Consider the following 21,675-nt stretch of genomic DNA (forward strand, 5'->3'; position numbering starts at 1 on the left):
ACTCTGCGGGTTCGTTGTTTTGAGAATATTATGCCCTAATCACCGTACCATCCCTAAAGGTAAACCGGACGTTATCATCTGATAAGACTGTGACTTTATCAACAACCGCTATCCAAGATCTTCGTCAAACTCTGTCAAAACGGAATCCTGCCGCAACAACTTCGTTATAAAGGTATCCAGTTGCACCCTCTTTACCGGCGGGCTTGCCGCTGTTCTTCGATTTTTTCCAGCTTACCTTGGCCTTTTGGTATCTTGCTTCAAAGCTTGCGTACCGTTGTTGGTATTCAGCCTGGTCCAATTTTACGCAGGCATTCTCCTCAACATACTGTCGGGTCAACTGGATTTTCCCGTTTAGAATAATAGGAACAATTCCTTTATAAATCCTAGATATATTGACATACTAATATCATTGTCACGTTCAATAACCACACTTTTGGAGGACAAAATGATTAACTCTGATAAAAAAACTAATCGATTAATCAAAGAAAAAAGCCCATATCTCTTGCAACATGCTTATAATCCAGTGGACTGGTACCCCTGGGGGCAAGAAGCATTTGATAAGGCTGCTGGAGAAAATAAGCCTATTTTCCTAAGTATTGGATATTCAACCTGTCACTGGTGTCATGTAATGGAACGAGAATCCTTCGAAGACCAGGAGGTTGCAGCCGTACTTAATCGCTACTTTATCGCCATTAAAGTCGACCGTGAAGAACGCCCTGATGTTGACCATTTGTACATGGCTTTCTGCCAAGCTCTGACCGGGTCAGGCGGTTGGCCGCTCACCCTTCTCATGACGCCTGAGAAAAAACCATTTTTTGCTGGAACTTACTTTCCCAAAACCCAACGTTATGGTCGCCGGGGGCTTATGGAGCTGTTAGAACAAGTCGGGTCACTCTGGAAGACAAACGAAGCTAAAGTGCGTGAGTCCGGCGATGAAATTGTAGCTGCCGTCCATTCACAACGGTCCATTCCCAATAAAACCAGGCCCCTTTCTTCCTCTATCAACGACCCCTCCTTAAAAGACGGCCAGGGCTCCGCTTCCGAAGCCATTCAAACCTGGGGAACACAGCTTATCGAGAAAGCCTACAAGCTCTTAGCGCAAAGCTTTGATGCACGTTACGGAGGATTCGGTCGTGCTCCGAAATTTCCTACACCACATACCCTTACCTTCCTCCTTCGCTATGCCCAAGACCATCCGCAGGAAAAAGCTCTAGCGATCGTTCGCAAAACGCTTGACGGTATGGCTCAAGGTGGGATTTATGATCATGTCGGATTCGGGTTTGCAAGGTACAGTACGGATGAAAAGTGGATAGTCCCTCACTTCGAAAAAATGCTCTATGATAATGCCTTGCTCGCTTTAGCCTATCTGGAAAGCTATCAACTCGAGCACCATCCCAAAGATGCCCAAATAGCACAAGACATCTTCACTTATGTGCTGCGCGACATGACTTCCCCTGAAGGGGGATTTTACTCCGCTGAAGATGCTGACGCTGAGGGGATCGAAGGAAAATTCCATGTTTGGACTCCCCAAGAGATTGAAGCCGCACTAGACCAAGAGACAGCAGCCAGGTACTCTGCTGTTTATGACATCACCCCTGAAGGTAATTTCGAAGGGAAAAGCATTCCCAATCTTTCACAAGGAACTTTAGGTAAAATCGCCCATGACAACTCTCTCACTGAAGATGACGTTCTGCACTCCTTAGAAAGTGCTCGTCAAACTTTATTTGTCACACGTGAGAAAAGAATCCACCCTCATAAGGATGATAAGATTTTGACCGCTTGGAACGGACTCATGATTGCTGCCTTGGGTAAAGGGGCACAAATTCTTGGAAATAGGAGCTATCTGGAAGCCGCCGAAAGAGCAGCAAATTTCATCCTCACCCACCTTCTGCGCAGCGATGGCCGCCTCTTGGCCCGTTACCGCGAGGGGGACGCAGCCTACCTTGGGTACTTGGACGATTATGCATTTTTCATTGGGGGGCTCCTAGAACTATACTCCGCTAGTGGTAAACCCCACTATCTCCGAACCGCACTTCAACTACAAGAAGAACAAGAACGGCTCTTTTGGGATGAAGAAGGGGGCGGATACTATCTCACCGGCATAGATGCGGAAGAACTTCTCATCCGTCCTAAAGATAGTTATGACGGAGCGCTTCCTTCTGGCAACTCGATCACCGCGCTCAACCTTCTCCGTCTAGCACGTCTCACTGGCGACGAACGCTGGGAACGAAAAGCAGAACAACTACTGCTTGATTTCCGTGATGCCCTCGAAGAACACCCCTCTGGCTATACAGCTTTTCTGCAAGCCTTACAGTTTGCCCTTCATCCGAGTCAGGAATTGATTCTAGCTGGTTCTCTCGAATCGGTCCAACTGCCTAAAATGCGCCAGATCTTCTTTTCCACGTTTCGCCCTTATGCTTCTGTTCTTTATCAAGAAGGAAGTCTAAACGAGATCGTCCCTTGGATCCGAGATTACCCCATTATATCCGGTGCTGTCACGGCCTATCTATGTCAAAACTTTACCTGTCAACGCCCCGTCCAGCAGGTTGAAGAATTCAAAGCACTTTTGAAAAACTCCTAAGCCCAAACCTAATAGACCTGTTAATTGCAATTTAACAGGTCTATTTTTATTTAAATCAATGCTATTATTAAAAGTCAATGTCAGAAAGTACTACTACGTGTCCAAATGTACACTTCACAAGTATAACCTTCATATGGATCATGGAAATCTCATCTAGCGATTATCCACGGCAACAATCATCAAGGAAGGGAAATCCGCCAGATTATAGTCAATTGGAACCTTCAACGTTTTTTCATTCTCGTAGAATACTCTGACATTAGGACGGTTTGGAAAAGCTGGGTTTTGTCTTACAACATTTCCTCTTTGCCCATTACTCAAAAGTATACCTGAACCTGAGGGATAAACAGCGATATGTTTCTTGAAAACATCTAAAATTTTAGGTTCAAAATGCGTGTTTGTTTGAGCAACAATGTATTCATACGCCTCATTAGGTTCGATGGCCTTCCTGTAAACCCGTTTACTTGTCAAGGCTTCATAGACATCAGCCACCGCAGCCAGTCTTCCGTACTCATGGATTTCGTTGCCTTTAAGCCCTCTTGGATAACCAGACCCATCCCATTTTTCTTGGTGTTGAAAGGCAATATGCGCGGAAAGCAAGCTAAAATCATTATTCTTGCGCAGAATATCAAACCCATTTGTCGTATGCAGCTTGATCTCTTCAAATTCAGCTTCTGTAAGCGGCGTTTTCTTATTTAGAATGTACTCTGGAATCTTGATTTTTCCGATATCATGCATCAAAACGCCCATGCCCAGTTCAATCAACTTCTGTTCGGAATATCCAGATGCAATACCAAGTACGAGAGCAATAATGGTTGTGTTAACAGAATGATGATAAGTGTAATCGTCATACCCCTGAATTTCCATCAAGTTTCCCAAAACGTCCGCACTAGATAAAAGATCGTTGATCATTTCCTGAATTGATCTACGGATATCAGCCAAAGGCAAGGAATCTTCTGAATCACACTCAATATAGTTACTAATATTTTGAATGGTTTTATACGCCACTTCACGGGTTTTACCCGTAATCGACATATGTACCTCAACGTCTTCTAGTCTGTCATCTTGAATAAACAACGCATCATACCCTAAGGTCCTTAAACGTGTAATATAAGAAGTGGTCATCAGTACCCCTGCCTGTAATAAAATCTTACCGGCAGAGTTAATCACTGGACGTGCCAATACCGATCCTTCCTCAATGTAACGTGTGTTTACCAAACGCAAGATTTCTCACCCATTCTCACATATCTAATCAAGTATTAACTACTATAAACGATCCAATTCGTCAGAAAGCAATAAAAAACCTCTTATATTTATGAGAATTTTGAAATTTTCCCTTTGGTCCTATTTAGAAGTGAATAATATTCAAGCCTGCTAACAGTACCAGAGCTATCGCCGTTGGTACAACATATTTGACTAAAAACATATATACACGGACCAACCCATCGTTTTCCAATTTCCCTTCATTGGACATTTCTTGTTTTACTTTGGCATATCCCCACTGCCACCCCACAAATAAAGCAATGAAAATGCCCCCCAATGGTAGGAGAACATTAGACGTAGCAAAATCGAAGAAATCAAAAAAGGTCTTGTCAAACAGCGTAACCTTGGCCAAAAGGCTGTTAGATAGTGTGGCGGTAGACCCGAGCAAAGCAATGCCTAAAATAGTTAACAATGTCGCATTGCGTCTCGTCCATTGATACTGCTCTGTTAAATATGCAATTGGAACTTCCAGCAAGGATAGCATAGCTCCAGTTGCAGCAATAGCGGTAAGAACAAAAAATAAGACCATAAAAACTCTGCCAAAGGGCATGGAATTAAAGACGGTCGGGATGATAATGAACAGTAGCTTTGGACCTGCATCGGGTTTGAAACCAAACGCAAACACCGCAGGAAAAATGGCAACGCCAGCCATTAGGGAAACCAGCGTATCCGCGAGAGCGACTTTAATGGCCATCTTTGGTAAGTTCTCATTCTTATCGACGTAACTTCCATAGGTAATCATGGCACCCATTCCTACGCTGAGCTTAAAAAAAGCTAAACCTAACGCAGCTAATACGACACTGACTGTAATCTTAGAAAAGTCGGGCTTGAATAAGAACGAGAGCCCTGCCCCTGCACCTGAAAGTGTCAAGGACCGAATATCAATAACTACGAGAAGAATAAAGAGAAGAGGCATCAGGACCTTTGTGACTCGTTCAATTCCTTTGGTCACCCCAGCCATTATTATGCTCCCTGTCACAAGTAAGACAAACACTTGCCAAAATAGAGGTTCACTCACCCCTGATACAAGTGTTTTAAAAACAAGGGAAGTATCTTCTGGTTTAGTTGAAAGAAGTGTCCCGCCAGCCGCTTTAAAAATATAAGAATAGACCCAACCCGCAACCGTCGTGTAAAAGGCCATAATCAAAAAGGCGCTTAGGACACCTGCGCCACCGACTAAAAACCATGGTCTTCCGGGTTGCAATGCCTTAAAAGCACCCACAGCATTCGCTTTTGTATGACGCCCAAGTAGATGCTCTGCTAACATCACAGGCAAGCCCACCAAAGCGAGGCATAGTAAATATACCAATATGAAAGCTGCCCCGCCATTAACACCCGTGACATAGGGAAATTTCCAGATGTTTCCTAAACCTACCGCGGAACCTAGTATAGCGGCAATAACGCCAATGCTACTCGAAAAACCTTCTCGTTTAGAGTGAATCTCCTGCACCTTTTTTCCTCCATTTCGGCTATTTTAACTTATAATTCGACACATATTCCTCATTTCCTCCTGAAACAACGAGCAACATAAAACGCCTTCTCTCGTTTCAGCTATTATTTGCTGAAGAAGGCGTTTTTATCGATAGTACTATTCTTTTAGTATGATTGGTTAATTGGCCTTTTTAACTAGAATTCTACAAGACGGTCTCCGTCAACCGGAAGCGATCCACATCGACCAACCCTAAATCTGTCAGTTTCAATTCTGGGATCACAGGGAGAGAAAGAAAGGCCAAGGTCATAAACGGATCCACCTTTTCGCTAATCCCCAGAAGATGTGCCTTCTTATGTAACTCATCCAGTGTTTGAGCGACTGCTTCAACCTCCTGATCCGTCATAAGACCCGCAATCGGTAAGGGAAGCTTTCCAATTACTTGATCCTTATCGACAAGACAAAGTCCGCCACCCATCTCCACACAGGTCTGAATTGCCAGATTCATTTCCTCATCACTCATCCCCACGACAACAAGATTGTGAGAATCATGAGCTACAGTTGAGGCGATAGCTCCATTTTTCAGGCCTAGCCCCTCAACAAACCCTATACCGACCTTCCCAGTCTCATGATGCCGTTCAAGCACCGCAATTTTTGCAATTCCCTGAGTAGGAGCTGTCTGCACAAATCCGTGCTCCACTGGGAGTTTCCGAATCAAGGCTGATGTAACAAGTGAATGTTCCTGAACCCCAATCACTCGAACCATAGCATGAGTTGCTTCAAGTTCTGTCCCCGCCGAGACATTAAGTTTATTGAGAGACCAGTTAGCGAGATGAACACTCTCTGTCAGCCCCTTAATACTGAAGCGCGGGAAACGCGGACGTTCTCGCCTTCTATTTCCACCTCCACTTTGTTTCATCCCACGCCAATAGACTTCCTTGATGTCAAATTGATTTAGGTCCTCTAGAATAACAAAGTCCGCTTGATACCCCGGAGCGACTGCGCCCAAATGGGGAAGCCCAATTGCCCGTGCAGCATTTATCGTTGCCATTTGAATTACCTGGATCGGATCCCTCCCAGCCCCTATCGCCAGGCGGACAAGGTGGTCAATGCTTCCTTCCAAAATCAGATCTCTTGGATGACGGTCATCCGTCACAAGGAGGCATTGTCCCGCATTTTCAGAAGTCACAGCTGGCAAAAGATCTAAGAGATTCTTGGCGGCACTTCCTTCGCGGAGCATGACATGAAACCCTCGACGCAAACGTTCTCTAACCTCTTCCACCGTCGAACATTCATGTTCGGTATGAATTCCGGCTAGAAAATAAGCGTTAAGATCCTGCGAAGATATACCTGGAGCATGCCCATCCATAAATCTTACCGGGAGTTCCAACTTTTCTACCATATTGGATTTTGCCTCAATTACCGCTAGATAATCCATCACTTCCCCCAGTCCAATCACTTTGGGATGAGGTAAGAATTCAGTTAAGTCCTTCGCCCCTAGCCGCGCCCCAGAAGTCTCCAAATCCGTCGCTGGAACACAGGAAGGGAGGGCTACAAAGGTGTTAAAGGGTAACGGATCGGTGCTATCGAGAATATAACGAATCCCTTTGACCCCTAAAACATTAGCGATTTCATGAGGATCCACAACAGCCGTTGTTACGCCGTGAGAAAGAAGGAGCGAACAAAACTCTTCGGGGCAGAGAAGTGAGCTTTCGATATGGACATGTCCGTCGATCAGTCCCGGAACCACATACTTTCCGCACAAATCCAGTTCCTTCTCCGCTTCACTGAACTTCCCAATCCCAACAAAGTTCCCTTCGTGAATTCCAATTTCCGTTTCATGAATTTCACCAGAGAAAACATTAACCAGCCTAGCCCTTCTCAGAACCATGTCTATTTTAACAAGCCCCCGAGCTTCATCCATTCTCTGCTTAAAACTCGACATTCTTAGCCCCCCTTCTCTCTTCGCTACTCGCCACCCAGACCAAATCACATTATCACACAGGCTCTACGTCTTTACATAAGCAGATTTAGCAAACTCAATGAAAGCGACCATAGACACGGGATAGCGCACGAATATGTGCGCTCAAGGAAGCACACGAACCGTCCCTATGCTTCCCAGTGTCACCCAAGTCCTACCCGTTGCATGATTCGATTCAGACTACGTGTCGAGCTTGATTTAAGCCTCGGAACATCAATTGTCAGGAGCTGTCGGTCTTGCATCACGATTTGTCCATCCACCATGGTGAGGCGGACATCAGATGAATTTGCCTGATAGACCAACTGCGAATATACATCAACGTGTTCGTTTGGCCAAGTGTGTAAACCCTGCAGGCTAACGACCGCCAAGTCTGCCTTTTTCCCAACTTCCAGACTCCCTAGATCCTGTTCATGTCCGATGGCCCGAGCGCCACCGAGAGTAGCAAGTTCGAAGACCTTTTGAGCGGGCATGACTGTCGGTCCATGTAAGGGTTTTTGGATCAAGGCAGCGTGACGCATCTCTCGGAATCCATCTAGATTATTATTACAGGGTGCCCCATCCGCAGCTAGAGAAATCTCGGCCCCACGTTTTATTAGTTCCGGAATTGGTGCAATGCCGGAAGCCAGTTTCAAATTTGAAGAAGGGCAATGTGAAATCCGCGTCTTACTCTGAATCAGGATTTCCTTTTCTGCTTCATCTAACCAGATGCAGTGAGCCAAAATAAGTTTTGGACCAGTAAGGCCAACCTTTTCCAAATAGATGATGTTGCGCATCCCCCGTGTGCTCTCCACAACCTGGATTTCTCCCCGATTTTCTGAAGCGTGAGTGTGAACAAAGGCATTTTTCTCACGCGCGATCTGCGAAATTTCTTTTAATAACGTATCAGTACAGGAAATAACAAAACGAGGCGTGAAGGCGACTTCCAGACGCCCGTTGCCTTTCCCGTGATATTTCTCATATAAGTCCACACTTTCTTGCAAAGAAGCTTCTGTTGTCTCTTGCAAAGAAGGTGGAATATCGCCGTTAGGATCATCCATCATAACCTTCCCAGTCAAGGCTCTTAAGCCGCTGGAAAGGATAGCCTCAAAAGCTTGTTCCGTGTGGTGCACAGTCTCCATATCTACGATCGTCGTTGTCCCTCCAAGGAATAATTCTCCAATTCCCAATAAAGCAGAATCATATAAGGATTCAGGATCATGTCCGCCTTCCAGCGGCCAAATTTTAAATTTAAGCCAATCTAGTAGTTCCAAATCATCGGCCTGTCCTCGAAACAAGGTCTGACAAAGATGGATGTGGGTTTGAATCAAGCCGGGAATCAGTAAGTCACCATGGAGATCGATCACCTGATCCGCAGGTTGTTCAATTACTCCACCCACCGCCGCGATCTGAGACCCATCCACTAGCAGGTCGCCCTGGATAATCTCACGTTGTTCATTCATAGTCACAATCTTGGCATTCTTAAAGAGAATACTCATTCCTATTCCCATCCTTTCCCTTCATGCGAAAAGCTCTCTCCTCCGACCGAAAGAATAGCATTTCGTATATCTATGGGATAATCGTACAATGCGCGACATTCGATGTGTGATATTCGAACCTCGAACATCACACATCGAGCCTCTTTAAATGCACATTTCTCGGAGCCAGATCTAGAATTAGATCAACCGCCGCCGAGTATAAAGTGAATGATAAATAATATTGTTAGAGTATAGGTGACAGCATTATTTTCCTTGTGCTTTCCAGTTACTAATTTAATAATCGTGAAAGACATGAACCCAAACGCTAAACCTTGTGCAATCGAGAACGTTAAAGGCATCATCACAATCGTCATAAAGGCCGGGAATGCGTCTGTAAAGTCCTCGAAATTAATTTGAGTCACTTCGCTCATCATCAAGACACCCACCAAAATAAGAACCGGTGCGGTCGCTTGTCCAGGAATCAATCCGACGAGGGGAGCAAAAATAATCGAGATGGCAAAAAGAGCTGCAACTGTAACCGCTGTCAAGCCGCTTTTGCCGCCTTCAGAAACACCAGAAGCACTTTCGATGTAAGAAGTCACCGTTGGAGTCCCCATAGCTGCTCCGAACATTGTCCCAATCGAGTCGGCCATCAAAGCTTTACCAGCACGGGGTAAATTGCCTTTTTCATCCAGAAGCCCTGCTTTACGGGAAACCCCAAGCAGAGTTCCGATATTGTCAAATAAATCCACAAATGTAAAAGCAAAGAGAATTGAAATTAAGCCATAACTAAAGGCTCCCATAATATCCAAGTGAAACGCAATTGGAGCGATTGCTGTGACTGGGTTAGTAGGGCTGACGAAGCTGGATATCCCAGTCGGAAGCGGGGAAACGCCCATAATCATACTGAAAATAGTAGTGACAAAAATTCCGATTAACATGCCACCTTTGACTCGTTTAGCCATTAAAAATCCAGTAACAATCAAACCAAAAACAGTTACAAGTGCACCAGCCGATTTCATGTCACCGAGTGCCACAAACGTTGCTTGGTTCGCTACGACGATGCCCCCGTCTTTGAGTCCGATAAAAGCAATAAATAAGCCAATCCCGACTCCAATAGAGATCCGCAACACCTGAGGAACGCCCTCGATAATCCATTCCCGAACTTTGGTTACTGTCATGAGGAAGAAGACGAATCCTGAGATGAAAACCGCACCTAGAGCCGTTTGCCAAGGAAGTTTCATGCCGATGACGACGGCGTAGGTGAAGAACGCATTGAGCCCCATGCCTGGAGCCATTGCGATAGGATAATTTGCATACAAACCCATAATCAGTGTAGCGACCGCTGCGGCAATGGCTGTTGCAGCAAACGTCGCATTTACTGGCATCCCAGCATCCTTTAGGATATTTGGGTTAACAAAGAGGATATAGGCCATTGTTACAAACGTAGTTACGCCAGCCAGAATTTCCGTGCGCACGTTAGTACCCAATTCCGATAAATGAAAGATTCTTTCCAGTAGACCATCAGGTTTGACTACCGGGGGGGTATTTTTCCTAGCAGTTGACATGTGCAGCCCTCCTATTTAGATAACTTTCCCAAAATCTGCTTGCATACTTTAGTAGTTTAGTCTAAATACACCTATTTTATTAGACCTTAATGTTCACATGCTGCCTTACTCAGTTGTCATGAATTTAAAAATGCATAATATATCTTATTTTTCCTCCAATTCCTCCTTTTCTTTTCTAATAGCGCTGAGTATTTTTTCTGGTGTCGCTGGTAAAGACGTGATCCTTACTCCCACTGCGTCATCGATGGCGTTAATAACGGCCGCAACCGTTGGTAGCATTGCAGGTTCGCCGAGTCCCTTTGCGCCATAAGGGCCCGTCTCCTCTGCCTCTTCTACGAAGAATGCTTCTATACTAGGCACATCAAGTGCCGTGGGAATCAAATAACTAGAAAATGCGGGGTTTTTTATTCGTCCCTCTTGTAATTCTAGGTCCTCAAGCAAAGCAAACCCTAGCCCCTGGGCCACTCCGCCAGCAATTTGTCCTTCCACTTGCGTAGGATTTAGGGCTTTTCCTACATCATGAACCGCAACCACTTTCAGCACACGGACCATGCCTGTTTCCGTATCAACTTCAACCTCAGCCATCTGACACCCATACGCATAAGGCCAGTAAGGCGCTCCCTGCCCGCTTTCCAGATCGACCGGAGTCGAGCGAGCCGTCGAACTTTCTGCGCTGATCAAGCGTTCACCGTGTAAACGAGCCTTAAACACCATGTCAGCCAAGGGCATCCAGCGGGAAGGATCACCCTTAACCCCGATATAACCCGCTTTCAGTTCAATTCCTTCCGGCGTCGGACAGGAAAACTCGTGTGCTGCATAATCCAGTAAACGAACTTTCGCTTGCCGAACCGCTTTCAGGACAGCATTTCCCGTGTTATAGGTTTGCCGAGTTGCAGCCGTTGTCCCTGAATCCGGTGTCGCATCCGTGTCGGCTGAATACACACAGATATCCTGGGTCTCAAGCCCAAGTTCTTCTGCCACGATTTGAGCATAGATCGAATTGCTTCCCTGCCCCACATCAACCGCTCCTGTAAGAACTGTTGCTGAGCCGTCATCATGAATTTCCACAAAGGCACTGGAAACATCCGGGAAACCGTTGCCATAACCGGTTCCGTACCAAGCACAGCCTAAGCCAATTCCCCGCTTTTTCATAGAGTGTCCTCCCCTTTCTGGAGATAGGATGATATTTTTGCCAAACACTGATCCAATGGGACACTACCGTTCAATACTTGTCCGGTCGCCGTGGTACTCCCTACCTTGAAATGATTGCGCAACCGGATTTCCAACGGGGAAATCCCTAACTCCTTGGCCAAGAGATCCATTTGGCTCTCATAAGCCAGCACGGTCTGTGCCGCTCCAAAGCCACGCATGGCTCCTGAAAAGGGATTATTGGTGAATACGGCATAACTATCAATTAAGACGTTCGGAATTTCATAAGGACCAGTGGCATGAACCGCAGACTTACGCAAGACGTTAATACTCCACGAAGCATAAGCACCTGCATCCCCAATAATTTTCGTTTCCATAGCTACCAGTTTACCATCCTGGGTCGCTCCTGTCTTATAATGCATCCTCACGGGATGTCGTTTAGAATGAGAATAAAAAGACTCTTCCCTAGTGTTTTCCATTTTTACAGGTCTTTGCGTTGTCCAAGCTATCAGGGCTGCTAAGATCTGGAGCGATATGTCTTCACGCCCTCCGAAAGCTCCTCCAACTGCCAAGGTTTTAACTTGAACTTGGCTAAAGCGAAGCCCTAAAGCATGTGCTATTTCCCCTCGATCATAATGGGCATATTGGGTAGCCGTCTGGACAACCATATGACCTCTCTCATCCACATAAGCCAGCACAGCCTCCGGTTGTAAGAAAGCATGATCGACATGTTGAGTACTGTAATCTCGCTCAATCACCACATCGGCTAAATCCCAGCCTTTGTCCATGTCACCTCGACGAATTGGGAGATGATATAGGATATTGGTCGGACGAAGCTCCGGATGAAGAGGGAGCACGTCAGGGATCATCGCCTCCTCTGGGTCAAATACCGCAGGTAAAAGATCATAATCCACGTCCACAAGTTTAGCTGCAGCTCGAGCAATTTCTATTGTTTCCGCCCCAACCACTGCAACTGGGTCTCCTACCATTCGAATGTAGTCTGCCAGAACAGGCTGATCACGGAAAAGCACACCATGAGAATTATGCGGAACGTCTTTTGCCGTCAGGACTGTCACCACGCCCGGCAACCCCATCGCTTGATCAATGTTTATTTTCCGAACTCGGGCATGAGGATGAGGACTTCGAACAACCACCCCATAGATTTGATCTGGCAAATTGACGTCCGCCGGAAATTTGGTCTGTCCGAAGACTTTCCCCCAAGCATCCTCGCGAATCACTCGGGAACCCACTATAGTAGTGTTCATCCCTTCCCCTCCTCAGCGGCCAGTTTGACCGCACGCAAAATTTTATCATAGCCCGTACAGCGACAAAGATTTCCAGACATAGCAACACCAATCTCATCATCGCTAGGACGCAGTTTCTTGTCTAATAAATTTTTCGCTGAAAGCACCATTCCGGGTGTACAAAAACCACATTGCACAGCCCCAACTTCGACAAAAGCTTTCTGAACGGGATGTGGAGAGCGCCGATTTCCTACCCCTTCGATCGTGGTAATTTCACGCCCGTCGGCCTGAGGCGCAAGAACAAGACAAGAATTCACCGTTATCCCATCCATAATCACGGTGCAGGCCCCACATTCTCCTTCGCCACATCCCTCTTTTGTTCCCATAAGCCCTAAGCGGGTACGTAAGACATCCAATAGACGTTCACTTGGCTCGACGTTTAAAGTATAGGGCTTTTTATTGACAACTAGTTTAATCTCCATCATACGTTTGTCCCCCCTCCGGAATGAATGAACCCAGAGCCTCGCGAAAAACCCCGGAAACCGCCACCCGTTTATACGGGGCAGATGCCCGTGATCCTAAGGCTTCCCGGACAACCCATTGAACTCCTTCAACCCCTTTTTCGATCCAAGCCTTATTCAGTTCCTGATTGCTTAATTCTCGGGCGAGGGTTTCACTCAAGAAAGCACGTTTGCCCACCGCGCCCAAAGCAATGCAAACCTTGCCTACGTGGTTGTCCTCTAGCTCGATGGCTACAGCGACACTCAGGCGAGCAATGGCTAGTGCTCTGCGCCGACCTAGCTTAGCAAATCCACTTTGCAACCCCTTTAAAGGAATACGAAATCCTCGTATGAGCGTGTCCTGAGATAGAAGGGGCGTGCGACTTAATAAAGTTTCGAGCAGGACAACCTCATCTCCCTCCCGAGAAATCAGATGCACTTCTGCCCCCAACGCCAGTAACGGTGGTAACCCGTCAGCGGCTGGCGAGCAGTTACCCAAGTTACCACCTAAAGTGGCCTGATTGCGAATTTGCGGTGAACCCATCGTTTGACAGGCTAGCCACAGGGCCAAGGCGTTCCGGAAAACAAGTTCACTCTGCCCCAATTCGGCAAACGTAGCCATACAACCAATATCCAAATAACCATTCGATTCCTTAATTTCTTTAAGTTCTAAAATCTTCCCAAGATCGATAAGTGCATTCGGGTGAATTTTGCCCGTTTGCATGTGAAGAACGAGATCCGTTCCTCCAGCCAAAAAAGTTGCCCCAGATGTCTGGGCTATCTTCACTGCATCACTTACGCTCTGCGGTTGAAAATAATTCATTTTCCCACCCCCACAAATTGATAACAACAAAAAAACAACCCTAATTACAATTACCCCATGAACCATCCCTGGCTCATAGAGAAGCAATTTACGGTTGCCTCGTAGAAACCCTTGATCCAATTATCAAGGATATATGAGTGAAATTCACTATTCTGTTTTTTCTTACACCATACTTATTCGCTATCTGCGAGCATTCTCCTACCAAGGTAGTTAGAATATTTAATTCCCATGAATGGAATATCTTTGAAACTGAGGACTAGTTAGGCCTTTGTTCCAGTTCCATGATTCCCAGCAATACCGCGGTCCCTATAGCACGAGCTTTCTCAGAAATTGTCCAACAGTATTCTTCGTGTCCGCGCGGATCGACATCCCCAATCTTAACTAATGCAGCAACAGGGGTATCTGTTCGCAACAATCCTCTTAAAACACCGTTAATTGAAGAGAAAACGTCTTCAGCCCGCACCCCGTCATCTACTGTACCCAAACAATCTCCTGCTAAAACCTGTTCTCCAATAGCCCTTTTAGCCTTAAAGAGTCCAGCCTTGGGCGAATAAATAACCCGTTCCTTGGAAAATCCCGCAATGACTCCAGGTATGCCTGTATTGGGTTCGGCAGCTCCAGAATAAATCAGCCGCCCCAGGTGATGTCCTCGGTTGGTTTCCACAACGACATCCACATCGGTTCCCGCCGTAAAACCCGGCCCTAAGCCGATCGTCCTAGAGGCCATACCTTGTCTTGTCCCTAAGTTACGTTTGGCCATAATTGCATCCACTAATACCGAAGGGTTAAGCACTGGCAACCCCTTCAAATCAGGGTCAACGAGCACAGGAATTTCTCCAGCACTCCAAGCACCTTCACACGCTTTAGAATCTTCAACACGCCTAGCCGGAATCCCTTCAACTTGCCATTTTCCTTCCGCCACGGCCGTCCCAAAACAGACCGGCCAACGAACCATAAGTGGTTTTGCCACTTCGGTCATCACCACTCGAAACCCAGCTTTAGCTAAAGCCCATCCCACCCCAGAGGCTTGTTCTCCTGCTCCACGAACTAACACGACCGGCCCATTCATGACACGTTTGTCTTCCATACGTCCGATTCTCCTTTACTGTATCGTCCATTAAACATCAGTTGCGTCATAGTTTTAACGGCTCAATAAAGATCTCCATAACCCCACCGCAAACCATGCCGTCTGCTTCAGCGACATCATGCGTTAAGTTCACTTCAACCACAGTTGGAATTCCCGACTCCATAACCATCAAAGCTAAACGTTTGGCTTCTGCTTCACCACAGCCCCCCCCAATCGATCCTACCGTTTGCCCATCGCGATAGAATAGGACTTGAGATCCGGATTTACGTGGGGTCGATCCACGGGTCGAAATAATCGTAGCAATGGCCGCTTGTTCATCATTTTTTAGATGCATAATCTCATCAAGCACCTTACTATCCATTGCGTTTACCCCCTTGCGTTTTAAGCCCACTACTATACCCAAAACGACGAATCATGATGATCTCCGCCATGATGCTCACTGAGATTTCTGCCGGAGTTTGCGCTCCAATATCTAAGCCGATAGGAGCATGAACGCTCTTCAGCTCTGCTTCCGAAAATCCATCCTCGCGCAAATCCTCGAACAAAGCAGCAACTTTCCGCCGACTACCGATCATGCCAATATACGCCGGTTTTGTCTTTTTTAATACTTCCGCAAGGCAAGTTTTGTCATGCCGGTGCCCGCGGGTCACGATAATAATATATGTATTGGCATCAAACTCAAATTCCCGGATCGCGGTCTCAAAATCCTGACATAGAACTTGACTTACCTGCTGAAAACGTGCTGAGTTGGCAAAGGAAGGGCGATCATCCACCACACTTACCTGAAATTCTAAAAGTTTACCCATTTCGGCTAAGGGTACCGCAATATGCCCTCCCCCTAAAATGAGCAAACGAGCTTGGGGTAGAATGGGATCTAGGAAGACCTTTACTGATTCATTCAGGAACTCTAGCTCTATCAATTTAGGAGTCTTTATACGCAAGACGTCTTGAATCGATTCTTCCAGCAAAGTCATTAGCTCTGCATCGATTTGGCCCAGAACATCCTGCCCGTTCTCATCTGTCAAAAATTTAGATCCAACTGGACACTTGCTCAGCTTCCCACTTACGATGGTCCCCGTGACACCGAGACGATTATCGTTTACCCATCGATTTAGCGCAGCATAAAACTCAATCATTTGCATGAACCTTTCCTTTTTCCAGTAAGCACTGGTAGTCTTCTGGCGTATCAACATCTTGGAATAAGCTTTCTTCAACCGAATACTTACTCCATCGATCGGGGTAGCGTTTTAAGACTTCCCTTCCTCCTTGTTCCCCTCGGAGCGCCAAAAGTTCTGGAACATAGCGCCTGTGAAAAAAAACCGGAGATCCGGTCCGATTCCCGGCTATTGGTACAAGAAAGTCCGGCCGAATTCGCAAAACCTGCAGCAGACATTCTGTCAGTCCAAGGACCGTGACCCCCACTTGGTCTCCCGGCAAAAAACCGATCTCTTCTATCTCACTGTTCAAATCTTGCAAACCTAAACGAATCGTCTCTGCAAGGGGTTTAGGAGTTGGCACTTGAAGCCAAGTCCCAGAGTAGGCTCTAAATCTGGCGATGGTTTCTTCCGAAGCATAAGCCTCAATCGGGTGTCGCGCGACAACATAAATCTCAGTACAAGATTCAACCTGAAGTTCAAGCGCATCGAGTACTGTTTGCAAAACAAAACCGAGCACGGTAGATTTACCCCAAGGCATGACAAGCTTGTCTTGCCCCATTCGGGTCGCTTGGCCCGCAGCCATTACCACAAATCGAACCATCGTAATTCTCCCTCCTTGGCATCCCCCGCAGCCAAACGTAAATGCCTTGGCTTGGATTTCAGGTCATTAATATCCTGTCGAATTTCCACCCATCTATGGCTTAGGTTTAGCAGCATCAATGCCTCATTCTCTACGTTTTCCCTACTATTCAGAAGAATAACCCAGGCCATATGTCCATATTGAGGAGCAAAGACAGGAGAACTCATGAAATAATTCCAGGCCTTCTCAGCATTCCAAACGTGTCCAAGCAGATTCTGGCAGCGCTCCCCTCGATGAACTTGATCCGCCAGTAGAACGTTTCCCCATAAACCGCGATCTAACACTAGAACGGCACACTCCGTACGCTCAGGAATTTGTGGTTCATGGGGCGCCCAGCACTTTAACTTCCGCCCCCGAGCCCCATCACCTTCGATCACCCAAAAACGCTTAGAGTGAGGATCTGCGGCAATGGCATCGTCCACAGTTTTTAGGGAAGGACCGATCCATTTTCCGCTTTCATCCTCAACTTGAGTATACCAAAAACAGGCATCCGCTAGGGTGTGTGGAGGCGGATTAATAGTTTTCAAGGCCTTAAAATGTTGCTCAGGAAAAACCTTTGTGGTCGTCGTCGCAATGACCCGTTGCCCGGCGGAGTCGATTTCTTGGGTGATCGCTTGTAGGCAAGTCGTCTTCCCTCCAGCCCCTATGAACGTGATGACCTGCTCGCGCCTCGCCATGTCCCATAAACTTCCACTTTTCCAACCAATATTTAACCCTGATAAACGATTCATAGTCTTCTCCTACGACCGTATAGACGACACTCTAATTACTTAATGCTAAGTTAGATCACTTTTTATAGGGTGTTTCACGCAAGGGTAGAGTGCACCGCAGCTTTCCGTCAAACTTGTAGTAGGCTAAGGAAACCGCTGGTGCTGTTGGAATAGAAGAGATTTCACCAATCCCTTTGGCACCATAGCCAAGAGGAGAGGAATTCTTTTCGATGATGATAGACTCAATTTCAGGAATATCCGTTGAACGAAGGAGGCCCAATGTCCCATATTTTACAGTCGGTACCCCCTTCTGAAGAGGGAAGTCTTCGCGTAAGGCATAGCCCAGTCCCATGACGATTCCGCCTTCGATCTGACCTTCAACCGCTTTAGGATTAATGGCCCTTCCCACATCGTGCGCTGCCACAACCTTTTCGACTTTTCCCTGTTCATCGAGTAAGACTACATGAGTTGCATAACTGTAGGCTACATGGCTAACTGGATTTAATTTATCCGAATCCATCGGATCAGTTTTTCCGAAGTATTCAGCAATAAATTCTTGCCCTTCCATATCCTCCAAGGAGGCCTTATGCAGCGCTTGTTGCAATTTAAGCGCTGCCTGGCGCACAGCCTCGCCAGTAAATAGAGTCTGACGTGAAGCAGTTGTGGTACCCGAATCCGGAGTCAAGAAGGTATCCGGCGCTCCCACTTCAATGCGATCTATGGGTAAACCAGTTGCTTCATTGACGATCTGAGTCGCAATAGTAGCTAAACCCTGCCCTATACAAGCTGCACTTGTAAGCACTACTACTTTACCATTGAGAATTTTCAATTTAACGCGACCTGTATCTGGGAGACCCACACCTGTACCAGTATTTTTCATGGCACAAGCTATTCCAGCAGCATGAGGGTGGGATTCGTAAATTTCTCGAACTGCAATTAGTGTTTCTTTAATCGCAGTCCCCTCATCCGTAATCTGGCCCGTGGAATTGATCATGCCCGGTTCAAGGGCATTGAGATAACGGATCTCCCATGGAGAAATTCCTACCTTTTCGGCTAATAGATCCATGTTAGTTTCCGACGCAAAAGCTGCCTGCGGTACGCCAAAACCTCTGAACGCTCCGGCAGGAGGATTATTTGTATAGACACAAAGGCCTGTAATATCCACATTGAGCACTTTATATGGCCCACTAACATGGGTACAAGCGCGTTGCAAAACAGCGCTACCCAGTGAGGCATAGGCCCCAGTATCCGCAACAATTTTTGCCACCATGGCGGTAAGTCTTCCTTTTTCGTCACACCCTGTAGTAATCTCCAGTTCCATGGCATGACGCTTTGGGTGAACCAAGATACTTTCCTGGCGAGATAAGGTGAGTTTCACAGGTCTTTGCGTTTTCATGGCCAGCAAGGCTGCATGATGCTGAACACTTAAGTCCTCTTTCCCACCAAACCCTCCACCGACCAGTTTACTAATCACACGCACTTTATCCGCAGGCAGCCCGAGAATACCCATAATTCCATGTTGGTCATCATAAACGCTTTGATCACCAACATAGACTGTTATTCCCCCCTCTTCCTGAGGAATCGCTAAGGCGCTCTCAGGTTCCATAAAAGCATGTTCGGTGGGGGGAGTTGAGTAACGATTAGTGACCACATGTGCAGATTTAGCCAATTCTTCCTGAGCATTCCCTCGTTTAATAAGAGTCGTACTTAATAAATTCCCTTTTGGATGAATACTAGGAGCATGATCAGCGAGGGCTTCTGTCGGACTGAGTATCGGTTCAAGCTCTTCGTACTCAACCTCAATTAAAGCCAAAGCCTCACGGGCTTGTTTTTTAGTTTGTGCCGCCACCAAGGCGATAGCGTCGCCAATATATCGCGTTTCTTCCCCAACGGAAACTAAAGTCGGCCAATCATGAAAAATATGACCATGATCATGATCTCCTGGAATATCTTCCGCCGTCATCACGGCTTCAACGCCCGGGTGACTCCGTGCCGCAGAGACGTCGATTCTTTTAACAATTGCACGAGGATATTTGGTCCTCAGCACCGCCGCATAAAGCATCTGATCGACATACATATCATCAACATATTGACCCGTACCCAGAACCTTTTGACGAGCATCGACTCTTTGAATGCTCGCTCCAATTCCAGCCCCAGACTGAAGAGATGATTGGGGCTGGATTTCTCCCCGCAATACTTTAGCAGCCAGTAAGGTACCTTGTTCAATCTTGACATACCCGGTGCAACGACAAATATTCCCGCGAATACTTTCTTTAACTTCCTGAGGTGTGGGATTGGGCACCTTATCGATTAAAGCTTTAGCACTAATGATCATGCCCGGTATGCAAAAACCGCATTGAACAGCTCCTGCTTCTGCAAATGCCCAAGTATAAGCTTCTTTTTCGCGCTCAGATAACCCCTCCACGGTCAAAACCTTTTTTCCAGCAACCTTGGCCAAAGTCAAGGTGCAAGCCCGCAACTTCTTACCATCCACCAGCACTGAACAAGTGCCACACGCCCCTTCACCGCATCCGTTTTTCAGAGAGGTGATATGGAGTTGATCCCGTAAATAGTCCAGCAGATTCATATCATCTTGTACAGCATGCACTGTCCCGTTAATTTCAAGATTGAACATCATTTCCCCCAACCTTTCTCTTGAGAAATGGCTTACGGGATAAATATATCCCAGTGGGTTGTTGCACCCTTAGTTTAGCGTCCTGCACGACTTGCGTGCCGCGCATAAACACATGTGTCGCTTGACCGATCTGCTTATACCCTTCAAAAGGAGTGTAATCCACCTGCTGATGAAGAGTTCGGACGGTGATCACTGACGAGACACGAGGGTCCCAGACCACGATGTCTGCATCGCTTCCAGGAGCAAGGGTTCCTTTTCGTGGATACAATCCAAATAGTTTTGCCGCATTCGTCGAAGTCAGTGCCACAAATTGGTTAATCGTTAGCTTCCCAGTCATAACACCATAGGTGTACAGCAAACCCATGCGAGTTTCCACACCAGGTGCCCCACTCGGAATCTTACTAAAATCGTGCAATCCTAAATCTTTTTGTCCTTTATAATTAAACGCACAATGGTCAGTTGCTATAGTATCTAAGACCCCCGTGCGCAACCCCGACCACAACACTTCCTGATGTTGAATCGGACGCAGGGGTGGTGAAATTACATATTTAGCGCCATTAAATCCCTCTGCACGGTAACTGCTGTCATCCAGCAAGAGGTATTGTGGGCAAGTTTCGGCGTAAACTTCTAATCCATTAAGTTTGGCATTGGTTACCGCTTGCAGCGCTCCACTACAAGTGAGATGAACAATGTAGAGAGGGGCGTCAGCAATTTGAGCTAAGGTGATGACTCGAGACGTTGCCTCCGCTTCCGCTTCAGGTGGCCGAGTCAGCGGGTGATAAAGTGGAGCTGTATGTCCCTGAATACGCGCCCTTTGCACTAAATTGTCAACAACATCCCCATTTTCACAATGAACACAAACGAGCGCTCCACACTCTCCAGCTTGGCGCAAAGCCTGTAAAAGCGCGCTGTCGTCCACTTGCATGACATTTTTATAGGCCATATAGAATTTAAAAGAAGGTACGCCCTCTTTTTGAACTATTTCTTTCATTTCATGGACAATCCGATCGTTCCAATTTGTGATTGCCATATGAAAACCATAGTCAACAAAACTCTTGCCATCCGCTTTCAGATGCCAGTTTTGCAAACCTTTTTTCAAGGTTTCCCCTTTAAACTGAGTGGCAAAATCGAGGATGGTTGTCGTCCCGCCCATCAAGGCAGCTTCAGTACCGGATGAAAAATCATCCGACGTAGACATATCTCCCACAGGGAGGTCAAAATGCGTATGGGGATCGATTCCGCCCGGAAATAAAAAGCAGCCGTCCACATTTATCACCTGATCACCAGGTTGCTTGATCTCGTAGCCAATGGCCACAATACTCTCGCCTTCAATACGGACGTCTGCTTGATACACATCTGCAGCCGTAACAATCGTTCCACCATTTAACACTATACCCATGTTCATTTCTCCTTTGCGAAGCGCGAAGTGCGATACGCGTTACGCGAACATAGAATTT

18 protein-coding genes and 1 riboswitch are annotated in these 21,675 nt (G+C 46.6%); of the genes, 1 reads left to right on the forward strand and 17 read right to left on the reverse strand.

Features of this window, described 5'->3' with window-relative positions:
* Nucleotides 1-124: 124 nt before the first annotated feature.
* Nucleotides 125-337 (reverse strand): hypothetical protein, encoded by a 213-nt coding sequence (locus DSOL_RS27135; RefSeq protein WP_139314404.1) that lies wholly within the window; start codon nt 335-337, stop codon nt 125-127.
* Between the two features lie 108 nt (nt 338-445).
* Here DSOL_RS27135 and DSOL_RS06945 point away from each other — a divergent pair, with 108 nt between their 5' ends.
* Entirely contained in the window at nt 446-2,581 is a 2,136-nt protein-coding gene (locus tag DSOL_RS06945; protein ID WP_075364150.1) for a thioredoxin domain-containing protein, read from the forward strand.
* 153 nt (nt 2,582-2,734) lie between these two features.
* On the opposite strand, the gene DSOL_RS06950 is transcribed toward DSOL_RS06945, so the two are convergent.
* From DSOL_RS06950 to hydA, 16 genes are all read right to left on the reverse strand, one after another.
* Nucleotides 2,735-3,802 (reverse strand): HD-GYP domain-containing protein, encoded by a 1,068-nt coding sequence (locus DSOL_RS06950; RefSeq protein ID WP_075364151.1) that lies wholly within the window; start codon nt 3,800-3,802, stop codon nt 2,735-2,737.
* Between the two features lie 124 nt (nt 3,803-3,926).
* Entirely contained in the window at nt 3,927-5,291 is a 1,365-nt protein-coding gene (locus tag DSOL_RS06955) for a sodium-dependent transporter (RefSeq protein ID WP_075364152.1), read from the reverse strand.
* Nucleotides 5,292-5,475: 184 nt separating this feature from the next.
* Nucleotides 5,476-7,215: an adenine deaminase gene (gene ade / locus DSOL_RS06960; RefSeq protein WP_075364153.1), complete on the reverse strand. Its 1,740-nt coding sequence runs from the start codon at nt 7,213-7,215 to the stop codon at nt 5,476-5,478.
* 179 nt (nt 7,216-7,394) lie between these two features.
* Complete coding sequence (locus tag DSOL_RS06965; protein ID WP_075364154.1) at nt 7,395-8,726, reverse strand: 5'-deoxyadenosine deaminase; 1,332 nt, start codon at nt 8,724-8,726, stop codon at nt 7,395-7,397.
* Between the two features lie 182 nt (nt 8,727-8,908).
* Nucleotides 8,909-10,273 carry an NCS2 family permease gene (locus DSOL_RS06970; protein ID WP_075364155.1) on the reverse strand — a complete coding sequence of 455 codons (1,365 nt, stop codon included), beginning with the start codon at nt 10,271-10,273 and terminating at the stop codon, nt 8,909-8,911.
* A 144-nt stretch (nt 10,274-10,417) separates the two neighbouring features.
* The gene (locus tag DSOL_RS29460; protein ID WP_075364156.1) at nt 10,418-11,425 is read right to left on the reverse strand and encodes a xanthine dehydrogenase family protein molybdopterin-binding subunit; all 1,008 of its coding nucleotides are present in this window, start codon (nt 11,423-11,425) and stop codon (nt 10,418-10,420) included.
* Nucleotides 11,422-12,687: a xanthine dehydrogenase family protein molybdopterin-binding subunit gene (locus tag DSOL_RS29465; RefSeq protein WP_075364157.1), complete on the reverse strand. Its 1,266-nt coding sequence runs from the start codon at nt 12,685-12,687 to the stop codon at nt 11,422-11,424. Before DSOL_RS29465 ends, DSOL_RS29460 begins: the two co-directional genes overlap by 4 nt.
* Complete coding sequence (locus tag DSOL_RS06985) at nt 12,684-13,151, reverse strand: (2Fe-2S)-binding protein (protein ID WP_075364158.1); 468 nt, start codon at nt 13,149-13,151, stop codon at nt 12,684-12,686. Before DSOL_RS06985 ends, DSOL_RS29465 begins: the two co-directional genes overlap by 4 nt.
* Nucleotides 13,138-13,989: an FAD binding domain-containing protein gene (locus DSOL_RS06990; protein ID WP_075364203.1), complete on the reverse strand. Its 852-nt coding sequence runs from the start codon at nt 13,987-13,989 to the stop codon at nt 13,138-13,140. The genes DSOL_RS06985 and DSOL_RS06990 overlap by 14 nt, the downstream gene beginning before the upstream one ends.
* Nucleotides 13,990-14,045: 56 nt before the next feature.
* Nucleotides 14,046-14,146: riboswitch (purine riboswitch) on the reverse strand.
* Between the two features lie 99 nt (nt 14,147-14,245).
* Nucleotides 14,246-15,076 carry a selenium-dependent molybdenum cofactor biosynthesis protein YqeB gene (yqeB, locus tag DSOL_RS06995; RefSeq protein WP_075364159.1) on the reverse strand — a complete coding sequence of 277 codons (831 nt, stop codon included), beginning with the start codon at nt 15,074-15,076 and terminating at the stop codon, nt 14,246-14,248.
* Nucleotides 15,077-15,122: 46 nt separating this feature from the next.
* Complete coding sequence (locus DSOL_RS07000; RefSeq protein ID WP_075364160.1) at nt 15,123-15,437, reverse strand: XdhC family protein; 315 nt, start codon at nt 15,435-15,437, stop codon at nt 15,123-15,125.
* A complete protein-coding gene (locus DSOL_RS07005) occupies nt 15,430-16,218 on the reverse strand; it encodes an XdhC family protein (RefSeq protein ID WP_235838723.1) in 789 nt (262 codons plus the stop codon). The genes DSOL_RS07000 and DSOL_RS07005 overlap by 8 nt, the downstream gene beginning before the upstream one ends.
* Nucleotides 16,205-16,834 (reverse strand): nucleotidyltransferase family protein, encoded by a 630-nt coding sequence (locus DSOL_RS07010; protein ID WP_075364161.1) that lies wholly within the window; start codon nt 16,832-16,834, stop codon nt 16,205-16,207. Before DSOL_RS07010 ends, DSOL_RS07005 begins: the two co-directional genes overlap by 14 nt.
* Nucleotides 16,816-17,604 carry a selenium cofactor biosynthesis protein YqeC gene (gene yqeC / locus DSOL_RS07015; protein ID WP_075364162.1) on the reverse strand — a complete coding sequence of 263 codons (789 nt, stop codon included), beginning with the start codon at nt 17,602-17,604 and terminating at the stop codon, nt 16,816-16,818. Before yqeC ends, DSOL_RS07010 begins: the two co-directional genes overlap by 19 nt.
* 55 nt (nt 17,605-17,659) lie before the next feature.
* The gene (gene xdh / locus DSOL_RS07020) at nt 17,660-20,218 is read right to left on the reverse strand and encodes a selenium-dependent xanthine dehydrogenase (RefSeq protein WP_075364163.1); all 2,559 of its coding nucleotides are present in this window, start codon (nt 20,216-20,218) and stop codon (nt 17,660-17,662) included.
* The gene (gene hydA / locus DSOL_RS07025) at nt 20,205-21,617 is read right to left on the reverse strand and encodes a dihydropyrimidinase (protein WP_075364164.1); all 1,413 of its coding nucleotides are present in this window, start codon (nt 21,615-21,617) and stop codon (nt 20,205-20,207) included. Before hydA ends, xdh begins: the two co-directional genes overlap by 14 nt.
* Nucleotides 21,618-21,675: the final 58 nt, after the last annotated feature.

The sequence above is a fragment of the Desulfosporosinus metallidurans genome, from assembly GCF_001936615.1.
GTDB classification, from domain to species: Bacteria; Bacillota; Desulfitobacteriia; order Desulfitobacteriales; family Desulfitobacteriaceae; genus Desulfosporosinus; species Desulfosporosinus metallidurans.

What these genes read in the sequence shown, in the direction of transcription:
- DSOL_RS07000 (WP_075364160.1), bottom strand. Translation starts at nt 15,437, where the DNA reads ATGGATAGTAAGGTGCTTGATGAGATTATGCATCTAAAAAATGATGAA.
- DSOL_RS06985 (WP_075364158.1), bottom strand. Translation starts at nt 13,151, where the DNA reads ATGATGGAGATTAAACTAGTTGTCAATAAAAAGCCCTATACTTTAAAC.
- DSOL_RS07005 (WP_235838723.1), bottom strand. Translation starts at nt 16,218, where the DNA reads ATGCAAATGATTGAGTTTTATGCTGCGCTAAATCGATGGGTAAACGAT.
- DSOL_RS06970 (WP_075364155.1), bottom strand. Translation starts at nt 10,273, where the DNA reads ATGTCAACTGCTAGGAAAAATACCCCCCCGGTAGTCAAACCTGATGGT.
- DSOL_RS06965 (WP_075364154.1), bottom strand. Translation starts at nt 8,726, where the DNA reads ATGAGTATTCTCTTTAAGAATGCCAAGATTGTGACTATGAATGAACAA.
- DSOL_RS06990 (WP_075364203.1), bottom strand. Translation starts at nt 13,989, where the DNA reads ATGAATTATTTTCAACCGCAGAGCGTAAGTGATGCAGTGAAGATAGCC.
- DSOL_RS29465 (WP_075364157.1), bottom strand. Translation starts at nt 12,687, where the DNA reads ATGAACACTACTATAGTGGGTTCCCGAGTGATTCGCGAGGATGCTTGG.
- DSOL_RS06945 (WP_075364150.1), top strand. Translation starts at nt 446, where the DNA reads ATGATTAACTCTGATAAAAAAACTAATCGATTAATCAAAGAAAAAAGC.
- ade (WP_075364153.1), bottom strand. Translation starts at nt 7,215, where the DNA reads ATGTCGAGTTTTAAGCAGAGAATGGATGAAGCTCGGGGGCTTGTTAAA.
- yqeC (WP_075364162.1), bottom strand. Translation starts at nt 17,604, where the DNA reads ATGAATCGTTTATCAGGGTTAAATATTGGTTGGAAAAGTGGAAGTTTA.
- hydA (WP_075364164.1), bottom strand. Translation starts at nt 21,617, where the DNA reads ATGGGTATAGTGTTAAATGGTGGAACGATTGTTACGGCTGCAGATGTG.
- xdh (WP_075364163.1), bottom strand. Translation starts at nt 20,218, where the DNA reads ATGTTCAATCTTGAAATTAACGGGACAGTGCATGCTGTACAAGATGAT.
- yqeB (WP_075364159.1), bottom strand. Translation starts at nt 15,076, where the DNA reads ATGGAAGACAAACGTGTCATGAATGGGCCGGTCGTGTTAGTTCGTGGA.
- DSOL_RS29460 (WP_075364156.1), bottom strand. Translation starts at nt 11,425, where the DNA reads ATGAAAAAGCGGGGAATTGGCTTAGGCTGTGCTTGGTACGGAACCGGT.
- DSOL_RS07010 (WP_075364161.1), bottom strand. Translation starts at nt 16,834, where the DNA reads ATGGTTCGATTTGTGGTAATGGCTGCGGGCCAAGCGACCCGAATGGGG.